Origin of the sequence: Streptomyces sp. NPDC051569, from assembly GCF_044454085.1 — a bacterium.
In the GTDB taxonomy this organism is placed as follows: domain Bacteria; phylum Actinomycetota; class Actinomycetes; order Streptomycetales; family Streptomycetaceae; genus Streptomyces.
The window spans coordinates 20,820-40,990 of the sequence record NZ_JBITDJ010000010.1 but is presented as its reverse complement, the minus strand read 5'-3'; the positions used below and the strand labels follow the sequence as shown (position 1 = coordinate 40,990).

The following is a 20,171-nucleotide window of genomic DNA, read 5'->3' as shown; positions in this document are numbered from 1 at the left end:
GCGGGTCGGCCGGGATCACGGGGCAGCGGGCGGGATCACGGGGCAGCGGGCGGGATCAGGTTCTTGGACCTCAGGTACTTCCTGGCGACGTCCTCGGGCAGCCGGCGCCAGCTGTCGACCTGCCGGTTCAGCGCGGCCAGGTCCTTGGTGGTCAGCACGGTGTTCAGCCGGTCCAGTACCGCGGCGACGCCCCGGCCGCCGGCCCGGGAGCGGTTGACGACGGGAACGATGTGGTCCGCGTCCTGGAGGTGCCTGTCGTCCGTGAGAAGGACGAGCCCGAACTGGTCGAGCGTCGCGTCGGTGCTCGTGGTCAGGACCAGCTGGTCCTGACCACGCTGGACGGCCTGTTTGGCCGGGGTGGTGCCGACACCCTTGGGGTCGACGCCGGTGACGTCGATGCCGTACGTCTTCTTCAGGCCCGGCTCGCAGTACGGGCGCTGAACGCATTCGTCGCCCGCCGCCAGCCGTACCGGCAGCCCGGACCTGCCCAGATCGCTGAGGGTCCTGAGCCGGTGCTCACGCGCGTAGGAGGCGGCGACGGCGTAGGCGTTCTGGTCGACCGCCCGGCCGGGGGCCAGGACGGTCAGGCCGCGTGCCGACGCCAGCGAACGCAGCGCCCTCATCGTCGCGTGCCGGTCGGGCGAGCCGACCGGCTCGGCGCCCGCGCCGTTGGTCTTGGCGTTCAGCCAGTTCGCGAAGGTCGCGGCGTACTCGGGTACGACATCGATCTGGCCGCTCTCCAGGGCCGGTTCGTAGATCTCCCGGTTGGTGACCGACAGAATCTCGGTCCGGTAGCCGGCCCGGTTCAGCAGCGTCGCGTACATCTGGGCGAGGAGATCGCTCTCGGTGAAGCCCGCCGACCCGATGGTCAGATGCCTGCTGTCACCGGGCGGCGTGGTGACCTGCCCCCGGGTCTCCAGCGACGGTCCCGTGGCGCAGCCGGTGGCCGCCGTCAGGAGCGCGGCGAGGACGACGGCCGTACGCGGCGTCCTCATCCGGAACCATCTCGTCCGTACGACGGGCTTAGCCGCCGCACCAGCTCGAAGACCCCCTCCACCAGCAGCGCGAACACGGCGACGAGCAGCGCCCCCGCGAGGACCTGCGGGGTGGAGGCGAGATTGAATCCGGCGGTGATGATCCGGCCGAGTCCGCCGCCGCCCGCCAGAGCCGCGAGCGTCGCGGTCGCCACCAGCTGGACGGCCGCGATCCGTACACCGGTCAGGATCATCGGCAGGGCGAGCGGCGCCTCGACCCGCCGCAGCAGCTGACCACCGGTCATCCCCATGCCGCGCGCGGCCCGTACGACATCGGGGTCGACGCCCCGCATGCCGATGTAGGCGTTCGTGAGCAGCGGCGGGATCGCGAACAGGACCAGCGCGATGATCGTCGGCCACTGCCCGTACCCGCCGACCGGGGTGAGCAGCAGCAGGACGAGGACGGCGAAGGTGGGGACGGCCCGGCCGGCGTTGGAGATGTTGACGGCCAGGGCGCCGCCTTTGCCGAGGTGCCCCAGGCCCAGCGCGACGGGCAGTGCGATCGCGCAGCTGAGGGAGAGGCAGACGGCGGTGAGGAAGAGGTGTTCGCCGAGCCGGTGCCAGATGCCGTCGGACCCCGACCAGTGGGCGGCACTGGTGAGCCAGGCCCAGGCGGACGGGAGCGCGCTCACGTGCGGCGCTCCCGGGCCCAGGGGGCGAGCAGCCGTCCCAGTCCCAGCAGCAGCAGATCGGCGACGACGGCGATGAGTACGCAGAGGACGGACGCGGTGAGCACCTGGGCCTTGAAGAAGGTGTTCATCCCGGCGTAGATGAGGTTGCCGAGGCCGCCGTGGCCGACGATCGCGCCGATGGTGACGAGGGAGACGGCGGAGACCGTCGCGATCCGCAGGCCCGCCATGGCGGCGGGCAGGGCGAGCGGCAGCTCGACGGTGAGCAGCAGCCGCAGCGGTCCGTATCCCATGCCCCGGGCCGCCTGCCGGGTTTCCTCGGGTACCGCGCGCAGTCCGGCCAGGATGTTCCGGACGAGCAGGGTCAGCGAGTAGAGGACGAGCCCGGCGACGACCAGCGCGGCGGAGAGCCCGTACACCGGCAGCAGCAGGGAGAACAGCGCGAGCGAGGGGACCGTGTACAGAACGGTCGTGATGCCGAGGACGGGCCCGGCGGCCCAGTGCCAGCGGCGGGCGGCCAGCGCGAGGGGGACGGCGATCAGCAGGCCGAGCAGCACCGGGACGACGGTGAGCTGGAGATGCTGGAGCGTCGCTTCCCAGAGAATCTGGCGGCGGCTGGAGAGGTAGGCGCCGCACAGCCACTCGTTGCGCGCGAGGCAGTCGTCCGGAGGCGCGGTCACCCTTCCATTGCAGCGCTGTTCGCGGGTGGCCGCGCGTCGTGTTGGACCGTATGAGCCGCGTGGGGGCCGTAAGAGGAGGTCGGTGTGCCCCCCTTCGCCCCCCACGACTCCCCCACGGCGTGCGGGACGGGGCTCAGCGGACCCGTCGTCCTTGCCGCAGCCGGGCCACCGTCTCCCGCAGCCAGGGCAGTTCCTGGTACAGCGCCGCTCCGGGGCAGGTCGTCTCGTCTCCGTCCCGGTGCCCCGAGATCACGTCCAGTCGCACCCGGCTCCCCTTCGGGTAGCGGCTCACGTCACTGCTGGACACCATCCGCACCCGCCCCTTCGGATCGACGCCGGGGCTCAGCTTCCACGCCACCAGGGCGGCGATCGCGTCCAGCATGGGGCGCGGCACCCGCTCCCCCTTCTCGAAGTGGCCGAGCGCCGCTATGCCGGCGCTCCCGGCGTTGAACCCCTTGGTGTGCGAGCCACGGACCGCCCGGTCCACACCGCCGGCGCGGCCCTCGTAGATGTTCCCGCAGCGGTCGACGACGAAGTTGTAGCCCAGGTCGTCCCACCCCTCGTCGAGGTGGTGTCCCTGCATGGACCGGAGCATCTCCGGCACGTCCTCGCGGCAGTCGTAGTCGTTGGAGTGATTGGTGTGGTGAAGGAACACGACCCGCACGGACGTCGCGTAGGACGGCTTCTCCCGTACGGCGCTCTCGTCCGCGTGCCACGCCCGCCGCCGTGTGATGGCGGGTTCCGGCACCATCGGGATCGGGCGGCGTGCGGCCTGACGGTGCCGCGGCTCCGATGTCGTGTGTACCGGAGCCGCGCACGTCAACACGAGAGCCAGCGGCAGAAATGTCATTCCCCGGCTGATCCTTCGATGCCACATGGACTCAGCGTGGACGTCCGGCGCGCCGCGCGGGGCTTATGCACGTCCGATCGGGTGAACGGATCCGGGCCGGCCCCGCCGCTGCCGTCCGGTCCGGCGTGCTGTCGGCCGGGGGCCCGTCCACGGCGGCGGACGGCTTCCGCCCGTGTCCCGCGGCGGTCAGCCCGCGCCGGGCAGCCGCACCTGCACGGTCTCGTCGTCGCCCACCCGTGTCTGGAACGAGGGCTGCGGAGCGGTGGCCGGACCGCGTACGTTCCAGCCGTCCGACAGCCGGAAGACGCTGCCGTGCCACGGACACGTGACACAGCCGTCGGCGATCGTGCCGTCGGACAGCGGGCCCGACATGTGGCTGCACCGGTCCGCCAGGACGTGAATGTCACCGCTCGCCTCACGGACCACCAACAGCGGTACCTCGCCCAGCTCGTGGCGCACCGCCTCACCGACCGGGAAGTCCGACACCCGGCCCAGTGTCTGCCAGCCGGGCGACAGCAGATGCGGCACCGGCTCGGACTTGTTGGCACCGGCGGCCAGCCGGTAGGCGAGATGTCCGCCGAGCATCCCGCCCGCGCTCACCGCGCACAGGCCGGCGAGGCCGAGCAGCCTTCCGAGCACCGGCCGGCCGCGGCCGCGGACCACCCACGAGCGGGCGTACAGACCGACGGCGATCGCGTTGGACGCCGCGTGCACCAGCCCGGTGCGCTTCTGCCGCTCGTGCTGCTCGGCCCAGTCCACCCAGCCGGCCCACGCGGCCGGCGCGGCGGAGAGGACGCCCACCGCGACGAGAAGGCGGGCACCGCGCCCGGCGCCCGGCACGGCGTCCAGCACAGCGGCGGACAGCCATGCCCCCATCGGGATCTGTACCAGGACGGGGTGCAGCGGATGCCCGATCTGCCGGCCGTGCAGCACGTCCCGGTAGCGCCCCAGGGGCAGGGCACGCACCGCGCGCTGGATCGGCCTGATCACCGCGTCCAGCTGCTCGGCCTCACCCAGTGCGTCGAGACTCCGCACGAGGGAGGCCGCGCGACGGGCGGCGGGGCCATCCGCCCGGTCGGTGTCGGAAGCAAGCACCACGGACTTCGCGAAAATCGCTGAGGGTAGCCGCATGAGTGGAGGTCTTGCCGCGGCGGCCGGAGCTGAAACGGCCGCGTGCGCGGCTCACCCCAGCGGCCCCCGCGAGGCCCGGTCGTGGCATCGCCGGGTAGGGGCCCGTCGCGCTCATGGAGCGCCTTCGGGCGCGGACCTCTCGTCGGGTGCGGACCTCCCCTCGGGTGCGGAGCCGGGTGCCGGATCCGAGGACGATTCGGGGCCCCCGCCGTCCTCGTAGAGCTCGAACCAGATCGACTTGCCCTCGCCGCGCGGATCGGCCCCCCACGCGTCGGCCAGCACCTCCATCAGCACCAGTCCGCGCCCGCTGGAGGCCAGTTCACCGGGGCTGCGGCGGTGCGGCAGCTCGTCGCTGCTGTCGGCGACCTCGACGCGCAGCCGCCGTACGGGTTCGCCGTCCGCCTCCGCGACGAGCAGCGCGTCCCCGTCGGTGTGGACCAGCACGTTGGTCACCATCTCGGAGACCATCAGCTCCGCCGAGTCGACCCGTTCCTCGTCCGCCCAGTCCTGCAGCAGATCCCGCACCTGCCGCCGGGCGCCCGCGATCCGCTCCGGCTCGGCCTGCGCGATGGTGGCGACCGTACGCCGGGGGGCTCGTCCTGCCGCGCCGACGGACGCCTTGTCCCGCGCCAGCAGGAGCAGCGCGATGTCGTCCTCACGTCCGCTCACCGGGCGAGCCGGTCCGGAGTACGGCCCGCTGGCGCGGGCGTTGCCGACGAGCGCGTCGGCGAGCTGGTCCGCCGACCGGTCACCGTGTTCCTCCATCACCCGCTGGAGGCGTTGGGCACCCGCGGTGTAGTCCCTGCCGACCGCTTCGATCAGCCCGTCCGTGCAGAGCATCAGGGTCTCGCCCGGTTCCAGCGTGAGCTGGGTGGTCGGGTAGTTCACGTCGGCTTCCACCCCGAGGGGTAGCCCGCCGGCCGTGGGCCGGACCAGCGCGGTTCCGTCGGTGGTCAGCAGGAACAGGTCGGGGTGGCCCGCGCGCGCCACGTCGAGCGTCCCGTCCTGCGGATTCACCTCCACGTAGAGGCAGGTCGCGAAGCGCGGCGCGTCATCCGCCGCGTCGGCCGGGCCGAAGGGATGGTCACCGGTGCCCACCGGCACGCCGTCGCCCGACGGCCGCTCGCCGTAGCCCGCCTGCCCCGGTGACGACGGACCGTCAGGCTGGAGTCCGGTCAGGAAGCGGGAGGCACGGGCCAGCACCGCGTCCGGACGGTGCCCCTCGGAGGCGTACGCGCGCAACGCGATCCGCAGGGCCGCCATCAGCCCGGCGGCCCGTACGTCGTGGCCCTCGACATCCCCGATGACCAGGGCGAACCGCTGGCCGGTGCTGTCCTCCCCCAGGGTGGAGCCACCCGGCAGCGGGATCATGTCGTACCAGTCGCCGCCCACCTGGAGGCTGCCTCCGGTGGGCACGTAGCGCCCGATGGCCGTCATTCCGGGGATCTCCGGGCCGGTGGTCGGCATCATCGAGCGCTGGAGCCCCAGCGCCAGCTGCCGTTCCGATTCGGTGACCCCGGCGCGGGCCAGCGACTGGGCCAGCATCCGGGCGACCGTCGTCAGCACGACGCGCTCGTCGAAGGTGAAGGCCATCTCCTCGTTGAAGGCGACCCGCCAGACGCCGAGCGTCCGGTTCCCGACGGTCAGCGGTACGAAGGCCCAGGCCCCCCGCCCGAAGCGCCCCGCGTACTGCCAGGCGGCGGGATAGCGGCTGCGGTAGGCCCGTGCGCCGCTGAGGTAGATGGCCTCACCGCTGTGGATGACGTCCACCGCCGGATAGTTGGTGTCCAGCGGCAGGTCCGTGAAGGGGATCAGTTCGTCCGGCATGTCCCCGCTGTAGCCGGTGACCTTCAGCCGGTCGCCCACCGCCTGGTAGACCGCCAGCGTGCCCGGGGGGAAATCGGGCATGGACAGCGACGCGGCCACCCGCAGGACCTCCGCGGTGGAATGGGCCTCGGCCAGCGCCCGCCCCGCGTCGAGCAGGAACGCCTCCCGGGTCCTGCGCCGGTCCGCGGTGACCGGGTCCTCCACGCTGCCGTCGCCCCCGGCCGACGGGATGACCTCGTGGATGCTGCCCGCCATTTTCTGCTCGGGCCGGTCGCCGGACGGCGCCGTTCCCGCGTCGTAGGGCCTGCCCCGGGTCCGGATCGTCCGGATGACCTCACCCGCCTCGTTGATCACCCGCATCCGGGACTCGGCCAGGGTGCCCTCGGCGAAGGCGAGCTGGATGGTGCTGTCGATGGTGTTCCGGTCGACCGGGTGGACGCGGTTGAACACCGCCGCCGCCGGGAGGTCCGTTGATCCCTCGGGCAGCTCAAGGAGGCGTGCCGCCTGCGGGTCCAGGGCGACGGTGTCGGCCGCGCTGTCCCACTCCCACAGACCCACGCCGATCGCGGCCAGGACATCCTCGGGGCGCATGGTCCCATTTTAGGAATCCTCTCCGCTCCGTCGCCACCAGAGCGGTGGGTGCGGACATGAAGCGGAAGACGGCGAAGCGCTCCCCCGGAAGACGCGCGCCACGGTCGGCACGCGAAACTCCGGGAGCACGGTGGCGTAGGGCCGGGCCGTCGGAGCAGGTCAGCGCACGCGTCCCCGTGGTTTGAGCGCCACCGGCGGGAGTTCGGGAGCGGGCAGCCGGGCGCCGTCGTAGCCCTTCACCTCGCCGAAGCCGGATCCCTCCGTCCAGTCCCGTCGGGCCTCTTCGATCTCCTGCTGGGACCTGCCGACGAAGTTCCACCACATATCACAAGATTTCGGATTCTCCCCAGCTCAGGGGGGTGATCCATCCTCGGCGGTCAGCAAAACGTCAGCATTGGCACTGAGGAGAACGAACAGCCATGGCCTCCAAGGCACTCCCCCACGGAATGGGCGGCTTCTTCAAGGACTGCGAGCACCCCCGCTCGCGTTGGCCCAGGTGCCCGCACCTCTACAAGATCAGGTACCGCGACGCCACCCAGAAACAGCTCGAGGAGTCCGGCTTCACCACCCAGGACGACGCCATCGAGCGGCTGACCGAGATCTACCGCGCCAAGAAGTCCCAGAACCGGGGCAAGGCGAAGGCCGAACGCATCAAGAGGTACGCCCCCATGCGGTTCGCCGACTTCGCGGAGGAGTGGCGCGGCGAGCAGCGCCACCTCGCCGACAGTTCGCTGCGCCATCTCGACTCGCTGTTCACCCACCACCTCCTGCCGGCGTTCGAGAGCCGCCGGATGAGCAGCTTCGACTTCAAGGTGGTCAACGCCTTCATCGTGTCCATGGAACGCGACGGCGTGGGTCTCGCGACGCAGGCCAACGCCTTCGACAAGCTGAAGGCCATCCTCCTCTCCGCCCATCGGCTCGGCCTGTACGACGACAACCCCCTTGAGTCCGTCAAACCCCCGCAGTACGACCCGGAGCGCGCCGTCATACCCTCGCCGGCCCAACTCGCCGGTCTCCGGGATGCGGGTGACGACGCATTCGCTCTCATCGCGGACCTGATGAGTGGATGCGGCCTGCGCAACGGCGAAGCGGCGGCGGTCCGTCTGGACAACATCGTCGCCGACGACACGTACCGGGTCCACGAGCAGGTCAACCAGACGAGCAACACCTACTCCCGGCTGAAGCACCGAAAGGTCGGCGAATACCGGGACGTCCCCCTTCCCGCCCGGGCCCGCCAAAGCATCGAACGGTACGCCGACATTTACGGCACCATCGACGGATACCTGCTCCGTCACCCCCGAAACGCGGCCCAGCCGTATCCGTACTACTACCTGTCCAACCAGTGGCAGCGGATCAAGAAGTCGGAATCCGTCGAGGTCCCGGACGGCATGACCGTCTACGGCTTCCGTCACTTCTTCGCCTCCAACTGCCTCTCCCACAACATCCCCATCACCGACGTGGCCGAGTGGATGGGCCACCGGAGTCTCGACATCACCTTCAGGATCTACCGCCATCTGATGCCGGGCTCCATCAGCAAGGCCGCCAAGATCCTGGACCTCGGCCTGGCGGCCTGACCGTGGGCGGGCTCTCTCGACATCACGCTCCGAGAGCCCGCCCAACCAGGCCAGTCAGCCACCCTCCCGCTGCTGCCGAACCCACGCCTGCACCTCGGACACCCTGAACTGAATCTTCGCGTTCCGCCCCGCACCGAACCTGTACGACGCCAACCCGGCCCGCGACGCCTCGCGATACACCCACTGAACCGACATGTTCAGATACTCAGCCGTCTCCCGCACATCCATGAACTGAGCCACCACCACGAACAACCCCTCGCCCTAGCCGAACTCCCGAGCAACTACTCGGGCGTCCAGCACTCTGAGCGGTGCGGACCGGTTTGGAGATGCCGGGAGGACTTGCTACACACCACCATCGGTATCGCCGAGACCGCGTTCCGCGCCTGATGATCGGCTTACGTATGCGGTCCCGCAGCTCTGGGTGTACCGCAAACGACAGGAGATGGAAGGGCCACAGGGCCACCCAGTTCCCATCGCGCCGCATGAACACGACCACCGATCGTGCCTCTTGCTCCATTCCCCGACTCGGGCGAACAAGGCAGAGCGACGATCCCGAACGGCTACGGCGTCACAGCAACACGATACGCTCGGGCACAACGGGCCCGCGCCTCAGAACGTTTCGGGTCGGCGGAGAGAGCGCCGGCGGACTCAGTCACAGCCTGCCGCGTTAGGCTGAACGGATGCCGAACCACGATTCCACCGCCCAGGCAAAGAGATTGCAAAGCCGCCGCTAAGTCGCAGGTCAAAAAGAGTCCTCCCCGCCCGCGCGGGGGTGTTCCGTCATGCTTCAGATGGCCTGGCGCGGTAGCGGCGTCCTCCCCGCCCGCGCGGGGGTGTTCCGCCCACATCGGCATCCACTTCGCCCGCGCCTACGTCCTCCCCGCCCGCGCGGGGGTGTTCCGTTCGTCGCGGATGAGGTTGAACTCGGCGGGGGGTCCTCCCCGCCCGCGCGGGGGTGTTCCGCATCTCGTAGTTCCGGGACGCGGCGTTGAAGCGTCCTCCCCGCCCGCGCGGGGGTGTTCCGCTCCTGAGACAAAACGCTGATCCTGCCCTACCGTCCTCCCCGCCCGCGCGGGGGTGTTCCGCACTTTCAGCCTTCGGGGTCGGCCAGGTAGCGGTCCTCCCCGCCCGCGCGGGGGTGTTCCGTCGTCGTGCGCCGTTGCGATGGCCTCGGGGTAGTCCTCCCCGCCCGCGCGGGGGTGTTCCGCCCGCCACATCCTCAAACGGCGCAGCGCCCAGGTCCTCCCCGCCCGCGCGGGGGTGTTCCGTCGACCATCACGGTCAACACCGCGGCAGTCACGTCCTCCCCGCCCGCGCGGGGGTGTTCCGTCGACCATCACGGTCAACACCGCGGCAGTCACGTCCTCCCCGCCCGCGCGGGGGTGTTCCGTCGGCACGCCACCGGTCGCATACGGTGATGCCGTCCTCCCCGCCCGCGCGGGGGTGTTCCGTTCCGGTCGAGCGTGGTGGACGGCGAGTTGACGTCCTCCCCGCCCGCGCGGGGGTGTTCCGTTGACGAAGGAACTCCCGTTCGTCCCGAGCGGGTCCTCCCCGCCCGCGCGGGGGTGTTCCGGTCCAGTGCAAGTGACAGCCCCAGGGGTGCATGTCCTCCCCGCCCGCGCGGGGGTGTTCCGGTCGCGGGGTACGCGCAGGCCGTGGCTGGGGCGTCCTCCCCGCCTGCGCGGGGTTTTCCATCGGCCGCTTTAGGCGGGCGCAGGCAATCGGGGTTCCCCCGCCAAGGTCGCGCACATTGCTGCCAGGCTCGTCCTCTTCCAGACCCACGGGTCCCTAGACAGGCTCTCCCCCCACTCCCGCCTCGCTTTCAGGTCCAAGGCGTTCCTGATCGCCGCCGACTCGGCGTTGGGCCGTCATCCTGATCAAGGTCAGGCCGTCGAAGTCGACCGGGTGGCGTCTACGCGTACCGGCCGTACGCAGTGCGAAACCTTGTTCGTTTGCTGCGGGGTGCACGAGAAGCGCGGCGCCGTCCCCGACAACTTCCGTGACCGCGTTCCACAGTTGGTCACGTACTCGGGCGGACAGAGTGCCGACGAAGATGCCCGGGGTGACCTCGACGGTCCAGCGGCTCAGCGCGCCTCGGAGGCTATCGGGGACGGCTGTGGTGGCGATGACGGCCATGGCGGGCATGATCAGGCGTCTTCCGGTGAGTAGTTGACGCCTGCTGGCAGGACTCCGAGTTTCGGGTCCCACAGGTGGACCATGTCGGCCGACCGGCGGTCCGGTTCGGAGTCGTCGTCCGTGTCGGTGTCCGGGGAGAGCAATGCCTGGATGTCACCGACGACGCGAGGCAGGAGTTTGATGAGCCTGAATCCGTCGCGCAGTTTACGCCGGGCTTCTTGGTCGGGGTTGGGTGAGGCGTGCAGCGCGAATGCCAGGGGCAGTGTCGTTTCGGCCTTGTAGAGATCTGCCACGTCGTAGACGAAGGCATGTTGGGTTCCCGCGTGGACGAACCCGAGGGCCGGGGAGCAGCCCATGGCCAGCAGAGCCGCGTGGACAACGCCGTACAGGCACGTGTTGGCCGCAGACAATGCGAGGTTGACGGGGTCCTGCTGGTCCCACTGATCAGGGTGGTAGTTGCGCCGGAAACGGCCGATACCGTGCTGCTGAGCGAGGAGCTTGTAAAGGGATTTCATGCGCTGACCTTCCATCCCGCGCAGTTGCGCCAGGGTGGTACCCGCAGGAACGTCGGTCCCGAAGCGCTGCTCGTACATGCGGACGGCAACGTCGAGACGGGAGTCCTCGTCGGCCCAGGCGCGGGCCTGGTTTTCCAGCCAGGTGGTCGTCAGCGAGTCGGGCAGGATGCCGGCGTAGGCGCGCACGCCGCCCGATCCGGTGCAGACGACCGTGGTGCCGTGGCGGGCCAGGGTGCTGAGGGCGCGGGCGGTGATCGACGTACCGGGGCCGAGCAGGACGCAGGAAAGTGCAGCGGTGGGCAGGTACACCGTGTCCGTACCGCGTTTGGTCTCGATCTGCGCGCAGACACCAGTGTCGTCCTGGACGATGCGTACGAGGTCGAGGTAGAGGAACGACAGCGAGTCAGCGATCTTGGGCAGCATGGCGAGGGTGGGCGCGGCCAGTCGCGCCCGCGCGTCGCCGTTTCGGGCTCCGGTGCTCATCCGCGGCTCGCGGGGGCGAGGCTGAGAAGGCCGGCGCCGTACGGCTTGCCTTTGCCGATGCCGGTCACGACGGCGTGCGCCAGCGCCTCGGGGTCGGTGACGGTCGCGGTGCCGTCGAAACGGGTGAGCGCATGGCGAGGTCCGGGACCTTTGCGGACCTGGGCGGGGCGCAGCGAGGTGGCAAGGACGGTGTGTACGTCGAGTCCGGACTCGGCGGAGCGACGGCTCCACCACGCGGTGGCCTCTTCACCGTGCAGGGGTACGACGTTCCCTCGCGTGTGGCCCTTTTCCTCCTGCTCGGCCGAGGGGCGAAGGCGTTTGGACGCGTTGGCCGCGATGCGGTAGCGGACCTGGGTGCCGACTGCCAGGGCCTTGAACATCGGAGCGAGGTCGCGGCTGTCGGCCCGACCGTAGCCGTTGGGGAGCTCACCGAGCCGGGGCGGGATGCGGGTCTGGACGAGAAGTGTGGCTCCGTCCTCATTCTCGTCCAGACGGAAGAGCACCCCGGCTCGTTCGCGGGCCCGGTCGCCCAGATCGTGGGGCGCGAGACGCATGATCGTGCGATGCAGGCCGACCGCGTCGGCGAGGTCCTTGACGACCGACGGGTGACGGGGGTTGAGCTGAATTCGGGTGAGCAGTGCGGTGGTCACCGGCGGTCCTTCCTGGGTACCGGGGTGTGGAATGTCATGCCGTCTCCCGCAGGGCGTAGTCGATGATTCGACGTGCGGGGCTGCGTCCGGCGTAGAGGTCCGCCGACAGGTCTTCGTCGGTGCGCCACAGTCGTCTGGAGCTGTAGCGGCGGGAGTCGGGGGCGAAGCTGTCAGGGACGTCGGTGATCTCGTACAGCGTTGCGCCGGCGGGGAGTTGCGGTGGCTGCGTCTCCCAGACGAACCCCACCCGCACGGTGGTCTGTTCTGTCCGTGGGGCTCGTTTCAGGCTGAGCGGGACAGCCTGGCGAAGCTCGGCCACCGGGTCGGTCACACCGCTGCGCAGGAGAAGGGGCTCGTCGGGCACGCACGAGCGACGCCCGAGGTACGGCGCCCACGCGGGGCGCTCCAGGGCGGCGGCCAGGGGTTCCGTCAGCGTCTCGGGACCCTCCAACGCGACGGTGAAGACCGCGTCAGCGAGATACTGGCGGCGGGTGACCATGGTCGACTTGTCCTGGGCTCGCCGACCCCCTTCGCTGGTGGGGACGGTGCGCGCGGCGGGCAGGCCGCCCCCGACGGTGTGGAAGTCGGTGACGCGATTACCGGGGCGGTCGATCCGTACCGTGACGCGGAGGGGCGCGTAGCGGTCCAGTGCTGCGTACCGACCGCGTCCCTCGGCCGCGGCGAGCATTCCGATCAGGCCGGATCGGGTCGGGAAGGGCGCGGTGTCGCGGGTGTTGAACGCCGAGCGTTCGCCCCAGGACTGGAGCGGGCCAGCCAGCCGGAGAATGAGTGCGCTCACTGCGCGCCCTCCGGGGCTTCGAAGGCGGTCGTCACCGGTGCTCCGGTGAAGTCGTCGAAGGATTCGTGACGGGCTCCGAGCCCTTCCAGCGGCTTGTCGTCGATGCTCACGTACCCATGGGTGAGTCGTCCGTGGCCGCCGGTCAGGCGCTGTACGGCGGAGGCGTAGGTGAGCAGTTCCTGGCGGGCGGCTTCCGAGAAGCCCCCCGCCAGGGGGCGTACGGGCTGCTCGAAGGCGGCGGCGAAGGAGATCGGGCGGCGGTCCCGGACGGCGTAGTAAGCGAGGTCGGGGAGGGTGTGAGGAGCGGTGCTGTTCTTCTTTGCCTGGGGGATGGACATCAGGTAGGCATCGATGAAGAGCGTGACGAGTTCCTTGGCGCGGGCCCGGTCCTGATCGAGGTTCTTGAGCAGGTCGGTGACGTTCAGGGTGGCGTAGCGGTAGAAGGTGCCGGTGCTGAACTCGCCGGTCTGCATGTGGCCGCTGCCGGTCTCGTCGTCGGGCAGCCAGTCGTCCACGGCGGTGAAGAAGTCCCGCTGGGGATCGGCACCGTGGACGGTGAACGCGTGGGCGACCTGCACGGCGCCGTCGACCTTGCCTCCGGGCAGTTCCGCGAGCATCCGGCCGAAGAGGTCGATGGTCGCGGTGCGGCCCTTGAGTACGGCGTTGACCAGATCCTTGGGGAGTACGGCTTCGGACGCGGCCTTCGTCCGGGCCTTGGCGTCCTTGGCGGAGGCGATCTTGTTGGCGGCTGTCTCCAAGGCCTGCCGGTGTTCCTGGCACAGGGCGGTGAGTTCGCTGATGCCGCTCTGCGGCAGGTAGAGCAGGACGGAGGTCTTGCCGCCCTCCTCGGTCTTCAGCCCATCCTTGCCCGCCGATCGGGCCACCTGTTCTCCGGCGAACTGGGCGAGTTCCTTGGGCCAGCCGGCCTCTTCCAGTGCCTGCCGGACCTTGACGGGAACGAGTCGGGTCCGCTTGGCGTACTCGTTGAGCCGCTCCTCGACTTCGTGGCGGATCTCGCGCTTCCAGGACTGGCTGGAGACACGGATGCGGTCGGCGTTTCCGTACCGGACGGTCTTGGGGGTACCCAGGTCGTCGCGGTTCAGGTTGGCGAACGGGACGGACTGCAGGACGTGCAGGTCGATGTACAGGGCCATCAGCGGTTCTCGCTCTTCTCAGTCTCGGAGTTGTTCTCGCTGTCGGGGGTGCGGTTCGGCGGCTCGCCGCTGAGGGTGCGGTAGAAGGACTGGAGCCAGCGGGTGGCCACCGCGTCGCGGTTCGTGTCCCAGCCGACCAGGTCGTCCAGCAGCACGGCCCAGTCGATCTCGGCACCCTTGTCCTGTGCGTACCGCACGAGCGAGTGCAGACGCGGGTGGACGGAGGTGAAGCTCTGGCGGGTGAGCAGACGCAAATGGGACTCGGCGGAGCCTTCTTTCATGCCCGCCCGTACGGCCAGCGCGAGGCTCGTCCCGAGGTTGGGGCGCCGCTTCCAAGGCAGCGGGGCAGCCTTCAAGGCGTCGTCGGCATCCCCTGAGTCCCGCCCCTGCCCGGCCTTCTCGTCCGTCGGCACAACGGCGATCGCGGACTGGGCGTCCCGGACGGAGCGTGGCCGGTCCGCGATCAGTGCGGCAACGGCGTAGTAGGCGTGTTCACCGTAGGAGTTCTCGGGCACTCGCCGGGCCAGATACCGATGCATACGCCCGCATTGCTTCACCGGACGTCCCAGTCCGCTGCGGAGATCCGCTCGGGTCCCGCGGTCGGCGCACAGATCGGTGATCTCGGCGACGAACCGGTCCCTTCCCTCCCGGCGGTCGTCACGGGTGGACCGCCACGACTTGCTGGTGCTCATGCTGTCTCCTTCGCCGGGATGACCTTGCGCACGATGGCCAAGGCATGGTTCAGCGCCTTCGCCGCCTTCTGCTCCTTCACCGCACCGCCGACCGCGGAGCGAAGAGCCTTCTCGGCCTCCTGATAGAAGGCGCGGTACGGCTGGGCGCCGGGGGCGTCGATCAGGTGCCAGAAGGTCCGCTCGGCCAGCGGCCAGTAGGCGTCGTAAGCCAGTTGCTTCCAGGGACCATGACGCTTGGCGTCAAGCTTGATCTTCGTGCCCTCCCTGGGTGGAGGGAGAGTGGCTTCCGCCCAGGCGACCCGAGCGGCATGGCCGAGTGCGTTCGCGATCTGTTCCGCCGCCTCACGGCAGAGCGAGATCCGGCGGGCGGCGTTCGGGGCCTGTTCCTCGCTCCAGCGCAGCAGCGGCGGGGTCACAGAGGTGAACCAGGACCGGTCGACCTGCTGCCCGTCCTGATCGAATCCGTAGGCGCGCACCCGCAGGGCCGCGCGCAGGTCCGGCGGCAGGTCGTTGAGATCGTCGAAGACGGCCGGTCGCCGGAATCCAGCCACCTCGTCGCTCTTGAGCAGCAACGCGTCGAGGTCACGCCACAGAGCCCGGGACCCGTCCGCCTCGCGCGGGTAACGCTTTCCTGCGTTGGCGCCGGAGCGCACGGTGTTCATCACCACGAAAGGGTCGGTGGCCGCCAGCGGCGCGTGCCTCGTACCCCAGGTGACATACGCGTCCGTAGCCGTACGACCGTCCGCCCCAGCCACCAGGAGCACCGCGTGTCGTGACCGCCCCGTGAGCAGGCGCCCCGGCCAGGTCACCGGAGCCGGACGTTTCCGCGGATCAGGCGCCTGGTCCTCCTCCCAAGGGCACAGATCATCCTCGTCGGGAGCGTCCTGGGTCAGCCGCGGCAGACCGGCCAGCAGCGACTCGTACAGATTTCTGCCCAGCGGATGGAAGGAGATCGTCTTACGCAGGGGTCCGGCCATGCTGTTGGCTTCGGATTCCCCGTCGACCGTGCGGGCGGAACAGCGCCCGCTGGGCCCGTAGAAGTGCTGCACCAGCACGTACCAGGCGGCCTGGTCAGCGGGCAGCGGCCGGGGGTCGATATCGGCGAACGGGCCCCACCAGACCGGGTTGTTGCCTGCCGCCCGGCCGGCCAGCTTGTTGACTCCCGCCCGCTTCTCACACTGATCCGCGAGCGCCGGGTCCTGCAAGAAAGGCCGCACCGGATCAAAGAGACCGAAGCAGTCAGCCCTGCCGGGAGCGTCGAAGTACTCGCTCACTGCATCGGGAAGGAATCCTCCTGGCCGCTCAAGGGCCTCCCGGCGGAGGGCGAGCCACTCATCGGCAGACAGATCGGGGTCGTCAAGACCCGTGATCCGGGCGGCGATCACCGTCAGCACCCGCATCAGGGCGGACGCCGCCGGGGGAACGGGCAGAGCGAGGTCGTCGATCTCGTGAGCCCGCAGGCAGAGCTGCCGGAATCCCAACTGCTCGGACCGGCCGGCGACCCGCACCGGGCTCCATGGCTCTTCCCGCAGGTCGTAGCGGGACGGGTCCGACATGTGCTTTCCTCGACTTTCAGTAGCGACCGAAATCAGGGGTAGCTTGAGGCGCTCGTGATCCCCGCCGACGCGGGGGTGTTCCGGCTTGACGTGACACCAGGGCGCGAGGACAGCGCGTCTCACCGCTCCCCACCGTTGTGGGGGCATCTGTCCGGCTCGCGCTGACGACGCTACACACACAAGGCTTGTCGTGAAGGGGAGTTGTTCAGATTCGTCGGTGAATCAGTCCAAGTTCAGGGTCCAGCCGGAAGTACTCCGAACCGACCTGGACGCCGTTGACCGCTCCCGCCGTTGTCACCTCGTGGACAAGGAGCACGAGCTCACCGAGGAAGGAGTGTTCCCGCCAGGACGGCGGCGGCTCCTGGTCCGACCCACGCTCCTTGAGAAGCCCGGCTCGCAGGGGGAAGGTTCGTCGCATCACGGCCCGTACATCCGCCGCGCCGAACCGGCCTCGCACGGGCGCCGGAAGGGGGTGTTCACCGTGAACGTCAAGGGTCCGGCGCCCGTCAGGCTGGAGGTGGCAGCCCAGTACGCGAACGGACTCCGCTCCCAGTCGGGTCGCCGCCTCGACCTCGTCGACGTTCTCACGGTGCAGATCGTGCAGGCCGCCCACTCGTCCGGGTCCCGGGACGGCCGCGGCCTCGCCCAGATGCCGCTGGGCCATCGTCTCGGCCTGATGATCCGTCAATTGTGCTTCTAGTTGCTCGGTTTCCGCCTCGAACCTGGACTCGGCGCCGTGCACCCGCTCCACCAGTTCCTGAACCCGCTCCGGCACCTCGATCCGTGTCGGCGTCCCCGGCCCGCCAGCCTGCGGGAGGCCGTGCAGGCATTCGGACGTGGCGGACAGGAGGTAGGGCGCGTAGACGCTTCCCCAGTGCCTGGGGGGCTCCTGATCTTCATTCAGCGGGTCAAGCACCACCAGTCGAGGACCGACGTCCCTGGCCCACCTGAGGCGCTCCCGGAGGCGCTGTCCTCCCCTGCGCCACGCCTCTTCATGGCGCCAGCACCGACCCGCGCGCTGTAGCAGTTGCGCGATCGGTGCCAGGTCGCTGACGATCAGGTCGGCGTCCAGGTCGAGCGACTGCTCGATGACCTGGGTGGCCACCACGATCAGGCGGTCCGCCGGCGGTCGCCCCGTACGTCCCAGCGCCTCCACCACCGCGCTCGTCGCCGCCTCGCGTTGGTCAGCCGGGAAACGTGCGTGGAGCAGAACGATCTCCTCGCCCGCCCTCAGCGAGAACCTCCGCTTCAGGTAGTCGTACGTCCCCTGGGCATCCGCGACGGTGTTGCACACCACTGCGGCGGCTCCGCCGTCTCTGGCCAATGGGCCCAGAACATCCGCGATCACGGCGAGGCGCGAGTCGGAGGGCAGTTGTTGTCCGTCGTCCGCTTCCGCGATGTACCGGACCGGACGTGTCTCCACCGTGAGAGCGTAGGCACGCTCACGGCCCTGCTCACGCTGACGCGTGGCCGAGATGACGGACCGCTTCGCCGTCGAGGCATCCACATACAGCCAGCCCGGGTACGGAGGCCGAAAATCAAGACGCCGCAAGCTCCTCTTCCCGTGCCCCGCCCCCGCCAGGTAGGAACGGATCAGCCGCTCTCCGACCGAGGAGGGCAGCGTCGCGGACAGCAGAACCACCGGACAGCGGTAGGCACCCAGCCACTGCAACAGCCGCGCCAACAGCACCTGCATGTAGGGGTCGTAGGCATGCGCCTCGTCGACGACGAACGTCTTCCCGGACAGCGCCAGCATCCGCAAGGCACTGTGCTTGACGGGAAGGACAGACAACAGGGACTGGTCGATCGTGCCCACCGCGTACTGCGCCAGGAGTGGGCGCTTCGGCCCTCGCAACCACTGGACGGGACGAGTGCGGCGCCCGTCGGTTCCAATAGCCGTTCCCCGTGACTCGTCGGAGATCACGTTCACGCCGGCCTCGACCTCGGAATCGGTGTACGCCTCGTTCAGCCACGCCATGCTGTGGGTGAGCGTCATCGAGGCTGTCGCACCTTCCGTCGGCCCCGACTGGGCATCAACGACCCTCGCGACCCTCTTGTACATCTCGTTGCTCGTCGCCATGGTCGGCAACACGAAGCACAGACCCGACGTGCCCGCCGCATCCGCGAGGATGCCCTCCGCGACCAGACCCGTCTCGGTCTTCCCGTCCCCCGTGCCCGCCGTAACGACGAGCAGCCCGCCCGCACCGTCGTCCACCGCCGATTCAAGCTCTTCCAGAATCGAACTCTGCAGCGGATTCGGCTTCTCGATGCCGTACGCCTCGGCGAATCCCTTCCGCTCGGGCCGCACCCGGAGCAGGCCCGCCGCCGCCACCAGCTCCGGCGCGGCGGCAACAGCCCGTGCGAAATGCTCCTCCGCACTCACCGCTGGGCCGTCGGCTAACGGCCGCCAGTAGTGCTCCTGACTCACCAGCCAGTCCGCCAGAATCACCAAACCGGTGATCAAAACCGCGCTGGGAACGTTCACCTCCCTCGGCGCGGCCGGTACGTTCAGGAGTTGCCGCAGTACACCCACGTACTTCTCACGCTGCCGCCCCCACTCCCGCCCGCCGAGACCGTCGTCCGCGCCGACCTCCCCCGAGGCCATCACGCGCTGCAGGTCCACCGGCTGAAACCGCCCGTGATGCCCACCCAGGATCTGCGCCACACGCACCCCAGCCCCTCGGGACGTGTCGACCCCGTACCCAAGATCACCCAACAAGCCCAACGCACAGTGCATGGAAGCGCGTTCGTGCCGCATGGCGTCGACTTCGCCGACATCGTCCTGTAACACCTGGCTCAGTTCCGCGTACGCCTCCGCGACACACTGCTGGAATCCCGGCGTCAGCTTCCCAAGATCATGAAGACCTGCCCAGAACGCCACCAGCAACCGGGCCTCTCCCTCCTCGACCCCCAGCCCACCGGCGATGGCGGCCCGCTGATTCGGCGATAGGAACCGCTCCCAAAGCTCCAACGCCACAGCGGCGGTATCGAGCAGGTGAAACAGCAACGGGTACGCCTTTGCGGCCTTCTCCACTCCCACTTTGCCCCAAGGACTCAAGTCCCGCTCATTCAAACCCTGTTCGGCCACGCTGCTCCGTCTCCTCACCGATGCATCGAAGGAGAGACATACAAGCAGCCAGCACTGACAATCGCCCTGACCAGCACCGATACGTGCCACACCGCTCGGGCTTCACCGCTCGCGCTACCCTTGTCGGATGACGAACCGCGACGCACGGACGAAAGCAAAGGGATTGCAAAGGCCCCACTAAGCCGCAGGTCACAAAGAGTCCTCCCCGCCCGCGCGGGGGTGTTCCCTCGGGCAGGTCGATTGTGGACTGTCCCGCGATGTCCTCCCCGCCCGCGCGGGGGTGTTCCGGGCAGTGTCCGAGCTGTTCGGTCGCTGGAGCGGTCCTCCCCGCCCGCGCGGGGGTGTTCCGACGGGCTCGATCTTGTTGCCGACGCTGCCATCGTCCTCCCCGCCCGCGCGGGGGTGTTCCGCCCCACGCTGGGGCTGCGCACTCGGCAACATCGTCCTCCCCGCCCGCGCGGGGGTGTTCCGCTGGCAGCCGACGGGTCAACCGTCACAAACTGGTCCTCCCCGCCCGCGCGGGGGTGTTCCGCCCGGCGCCCGCCACCACCGGACTGGGTGGTGGTCCTCCCCGCCCGCGCGGGGGTGTTCCGGCGGGACCGGCAGTGATGGCTGCGGCGGCCCGGTCCTCCCCGCCCGCGCGGGGGTGTTCCGAAACAGTTCATCAGCTTCGGGTCCGGCAGCACGTCCTCCCCGCCCGCGCGGGGGTGTTCCGCTGCTGGGCGGGGCCCCGTCGATGGTCTCGACGTCCTCCCCGCCCGCGCGGGGGTGTTCCGTGAGGT

Annotated in this window: 16 protein-coding genes, 1 pseudogene and 2 CRISPR repeat arrays (1 of these 19 only partly in view); of the genes and pseudogenes, 1 reads left to right on the top strand and 16 read right to left on the bottom strand. The window is 69.8% G+C overall.

Annotated elements, in window-relative coordinates; translation table 11 throughout:
• Window positions 1-35: 35 nt before the first annotated feature.
• From ACIBAE_RS16790 to ACIBAE_RS16760, 7 genes and pseudogenes are all read right to left on the bottom strand, one after another.
• Window positions 36-995: an ABC transporter substrate-binding protein gene (locus ACIBAE_RS16790; protein WP_399285582.1), complete on the bottom strand. Its 960-nt coding sequence runs from the start codon at window positions 993-995 to the stop codon at window positions 36-38.
• Complete coding sequence (locus ACIBAE_RS16785; protein WP_399285581.1) at window positions 992-1,666, bottom strand: ABC transporter permease; 675 nt, start codon at window positions 1,664-1,666, stop codon at window positions 992-994. Before ACIBAE_RS16785 ends, ACIBAE_RS16790 begins: the two co-directional genes overlap by 4 nt.
• A complete protein-coding gene (locus ACIBAE_RS16780) occupies window positions 1,663-2,343 on the bottom strand; it encodes an ABC transporter permease (protein WP_399285580.1) in 681 nt (226 codons plus the stop codon). Before ACIBAE_RS16780 ends, ACIBAE_RS16785 begins: the two co-directional genes overlap by 4 nt.
• A gap of 133 nt (window positions 2,344-2,476) precedes the next feature.
• Complete coding sequence (locus ACIBAE_RS16775; RefSeq protein ID WP_399285579.1) at window positions 2,477-3,094, bottom strand: N-acetylmuramoyl-L-alanine amidase; 618 nt, start codon at window positions 3,092-3,094, stop codon at window positions 2,477-2,479.
• Between the two features lie 285 nt (window positions 3,095-3,379).
• The gene (locus ACIBAE_RS16770) at window positions 3,380-4,291 is read right to left on the bottom strand and encodes a Rieske 2Fe-2S domain-containing protein (RefSeq protein WP_399285578.1); all 912 of its coding nucleotides are present in this window, start codon (window positions 4,289-4,291) and stop codon (window positions 3,380-3,382) included.
• A gap of 144 nt (window positions 4,292-4,435) precedes the next feature.
• Window positions 4,436-6,742 carry a SpoIIE family protein phosphatase gene (locus ACIBAE_RS16765; RefSeq protein ID WP_399285577.1) on the bottom strand — a complete coding sequence of 769 codons (2,307 nt, stop codon included), beginning with the start codon at window positions 6,740-6,742 and terminating at the stop codon, window positions 4,436-4,438.
• A gap of 159 nt (window positions 6,743-6,901) precedes the next feature.
• Window positions 6,902-7,066 (bottom strand): annotated as a pseudogene (locus ACIBAE_RS16760) (pirin family protein); the annotation flags it as partial.
• A 95-nt stretch (window positions 7,067-7,161) separates the two neighbouring features.
• Here ACIBAE_RS16760 and ACIBAE_RS16755 point away from each other — a divergent pair.
• On the top strand, window positions 7,162-8,316 hold the full coding sequence (locus ACIBAE_RS16755) for a tyrosine-type recombinase/integrase (protein WP_399285576.1): 1,155 nt from the start codon (window positions 7,162-7,164) through the stop codon (window positions 8,314-8,316).
• A gap of 54 nt (window positions 8,317-8,370) precedes the next feature.
• On the opposite strand, the gene ACIBAE_RS16750 is transcribed toward ACIBAE_RS16755, so the two are convergent.
• The 9 genes from ACIBAE_RS16750 to cas3 all read right to left on the bottom strand — a co-directional run bounded on the left by ACIBAE_RS16750 (window position 8,371) and on the right by cas3 (window position 19,389).
• The gene (locus ACIBAE_RS16750) at window positions 8,371-8,544 is read right to left on the bottom strand and encodes a helix-turn-helix domain-containing protein (RefSeq protein WP_399285806.1); all 174 of its coding nucleotides are present in this window, start codon (window positions 8,542-8,544) and stop codon (window positions 8,371-8,373) included.
• Window positions 8,545-9,067: 523 nt separating this feature from the next.
• Window positions 9,068-10,011: a CRISPR direct-repeat array (repeat unit 29 nt; unit sequence GTCCTCCCCGCCCGCGCGGGGGTGTTCCG).
• Between the two features lie 93 nt (window positions 10,012-10,104).
• Entirely contained in the window at window positions 10,105-10,461 is a 357-nt protein-coding gene (gene cas2e, locus ACIBAE_RS16745) for a type I-E CRISPR-associated endoribonuclease Cas2e (protein WP_399285575.1), read from the bottom strand.
• 2 nt (window positions 10,462-10,463) lie between these two features.
• Window positions 10,464-11,450, bottom strand: a complete 987-nt coding sequence (cas1e, locus tag ACIBAE_RS16740; RefSeq protein ID WP_399285574.1) for a type I-E CRISPR-associated endonuclease Cas1e — start codon at window positions 11,448-11,450, stop codon at window positions 10,464-10,466.
• The gene (cas6e, locus tag ACIBAE_RS16735; protein ID WP_399285573.1) at window positions 11,447-12,100 is read right to left on the bottom strand and encodes a type I-E CRISPR-associated protein Cas6/Cse3/CasE; all 654 of its coding nucleotides are present in this window, start codon (window positions 12,098-12,100) and stop codon (window positions 11,447-11,449) included. Before cas6e ends, cas1e begins: the two co-directional genes overlap by 4 nt.
• A gap of 34 nt (window positions 12,101-12,134) precedes the next feature.
• Window positions 12,135-12,899: a type I-E CRISPR-associated protein Cas5/CasD gene (gene cas5e, locus ACIBAE_RS16730; protein ID WP_399285572.1), complete on the bottom strand. Its 765-nt coding sequence runs from the start codon at window positions 12,897-12,899 to the stop codon at window positions 12,135-12,137.
• Window positions 12,896-14,053 carry a type I-E CRISPR-associated protein Cas7/Cse4/CasC gene (gene cas7e / locus ACIBAE_RS16725; protein WP_399285571.1) on the bottom strand — a complete coding sequence of 386 codons (1,158 nt, stop codon included), beginning with the start codon at window positions 14,051-14,053 and terminating at the stop codon, window positions 12,896-12,898. The genes cas5e and cas7e overlap by 4 nt, the downstream gene beginning before the upstream one ends.
• A complete protein-coding gene (gene casB / locus ACIBAE_RS16720; protein WP_399285570.1) occupies window positions 14,053-14,745 on the bottom strand; it encodes a type I-E CRISPR-associated protein Cse2/CasB in 693 nt (230 codons plus the stop codon). The genes cas7e and casB overlap by 1 nt, the downstream gene beginning before the upstream one ends.
• Window positions 14,742-16,301 (bottom strand): type I-E CRISPR-associated protein Cse1/CasA, encoded by a 1,560-nt coding sequence (gene casA, locus ACIBAE_RS16715; RefSeq protein ID WP_399285569.1) that lies wholly within the window; start codon window positions 16,299-16,301, stop codon window positions 14,742-14,744. The genes casB and casA overlap by 4 nt, the downstream gene beginning before the upstream one ends.
• A gap of 205 nt (window positions 16,302-16,506) precedes the next feature.
• Entirely contained in the window at window positions 16,507-19,389 is a 2,883-nt protein-coding gene (gene cas3, locus ACIBAE_RS16710) for a CRISPR-associated helicase Cas3' (protein ID WP_399285568.1), read from the bottom strand.
• Between the two features lie 198 nt (window positions 19,390-19,587).
• A CRISPR array of direct repeats spans window positions 19,588-20,171; the repeat unit is 29 nt; unit sequence GTCCTCCCCGCCCGCGCGGGGGTGTTCCG; it runs 421 nt beyond the window's last position.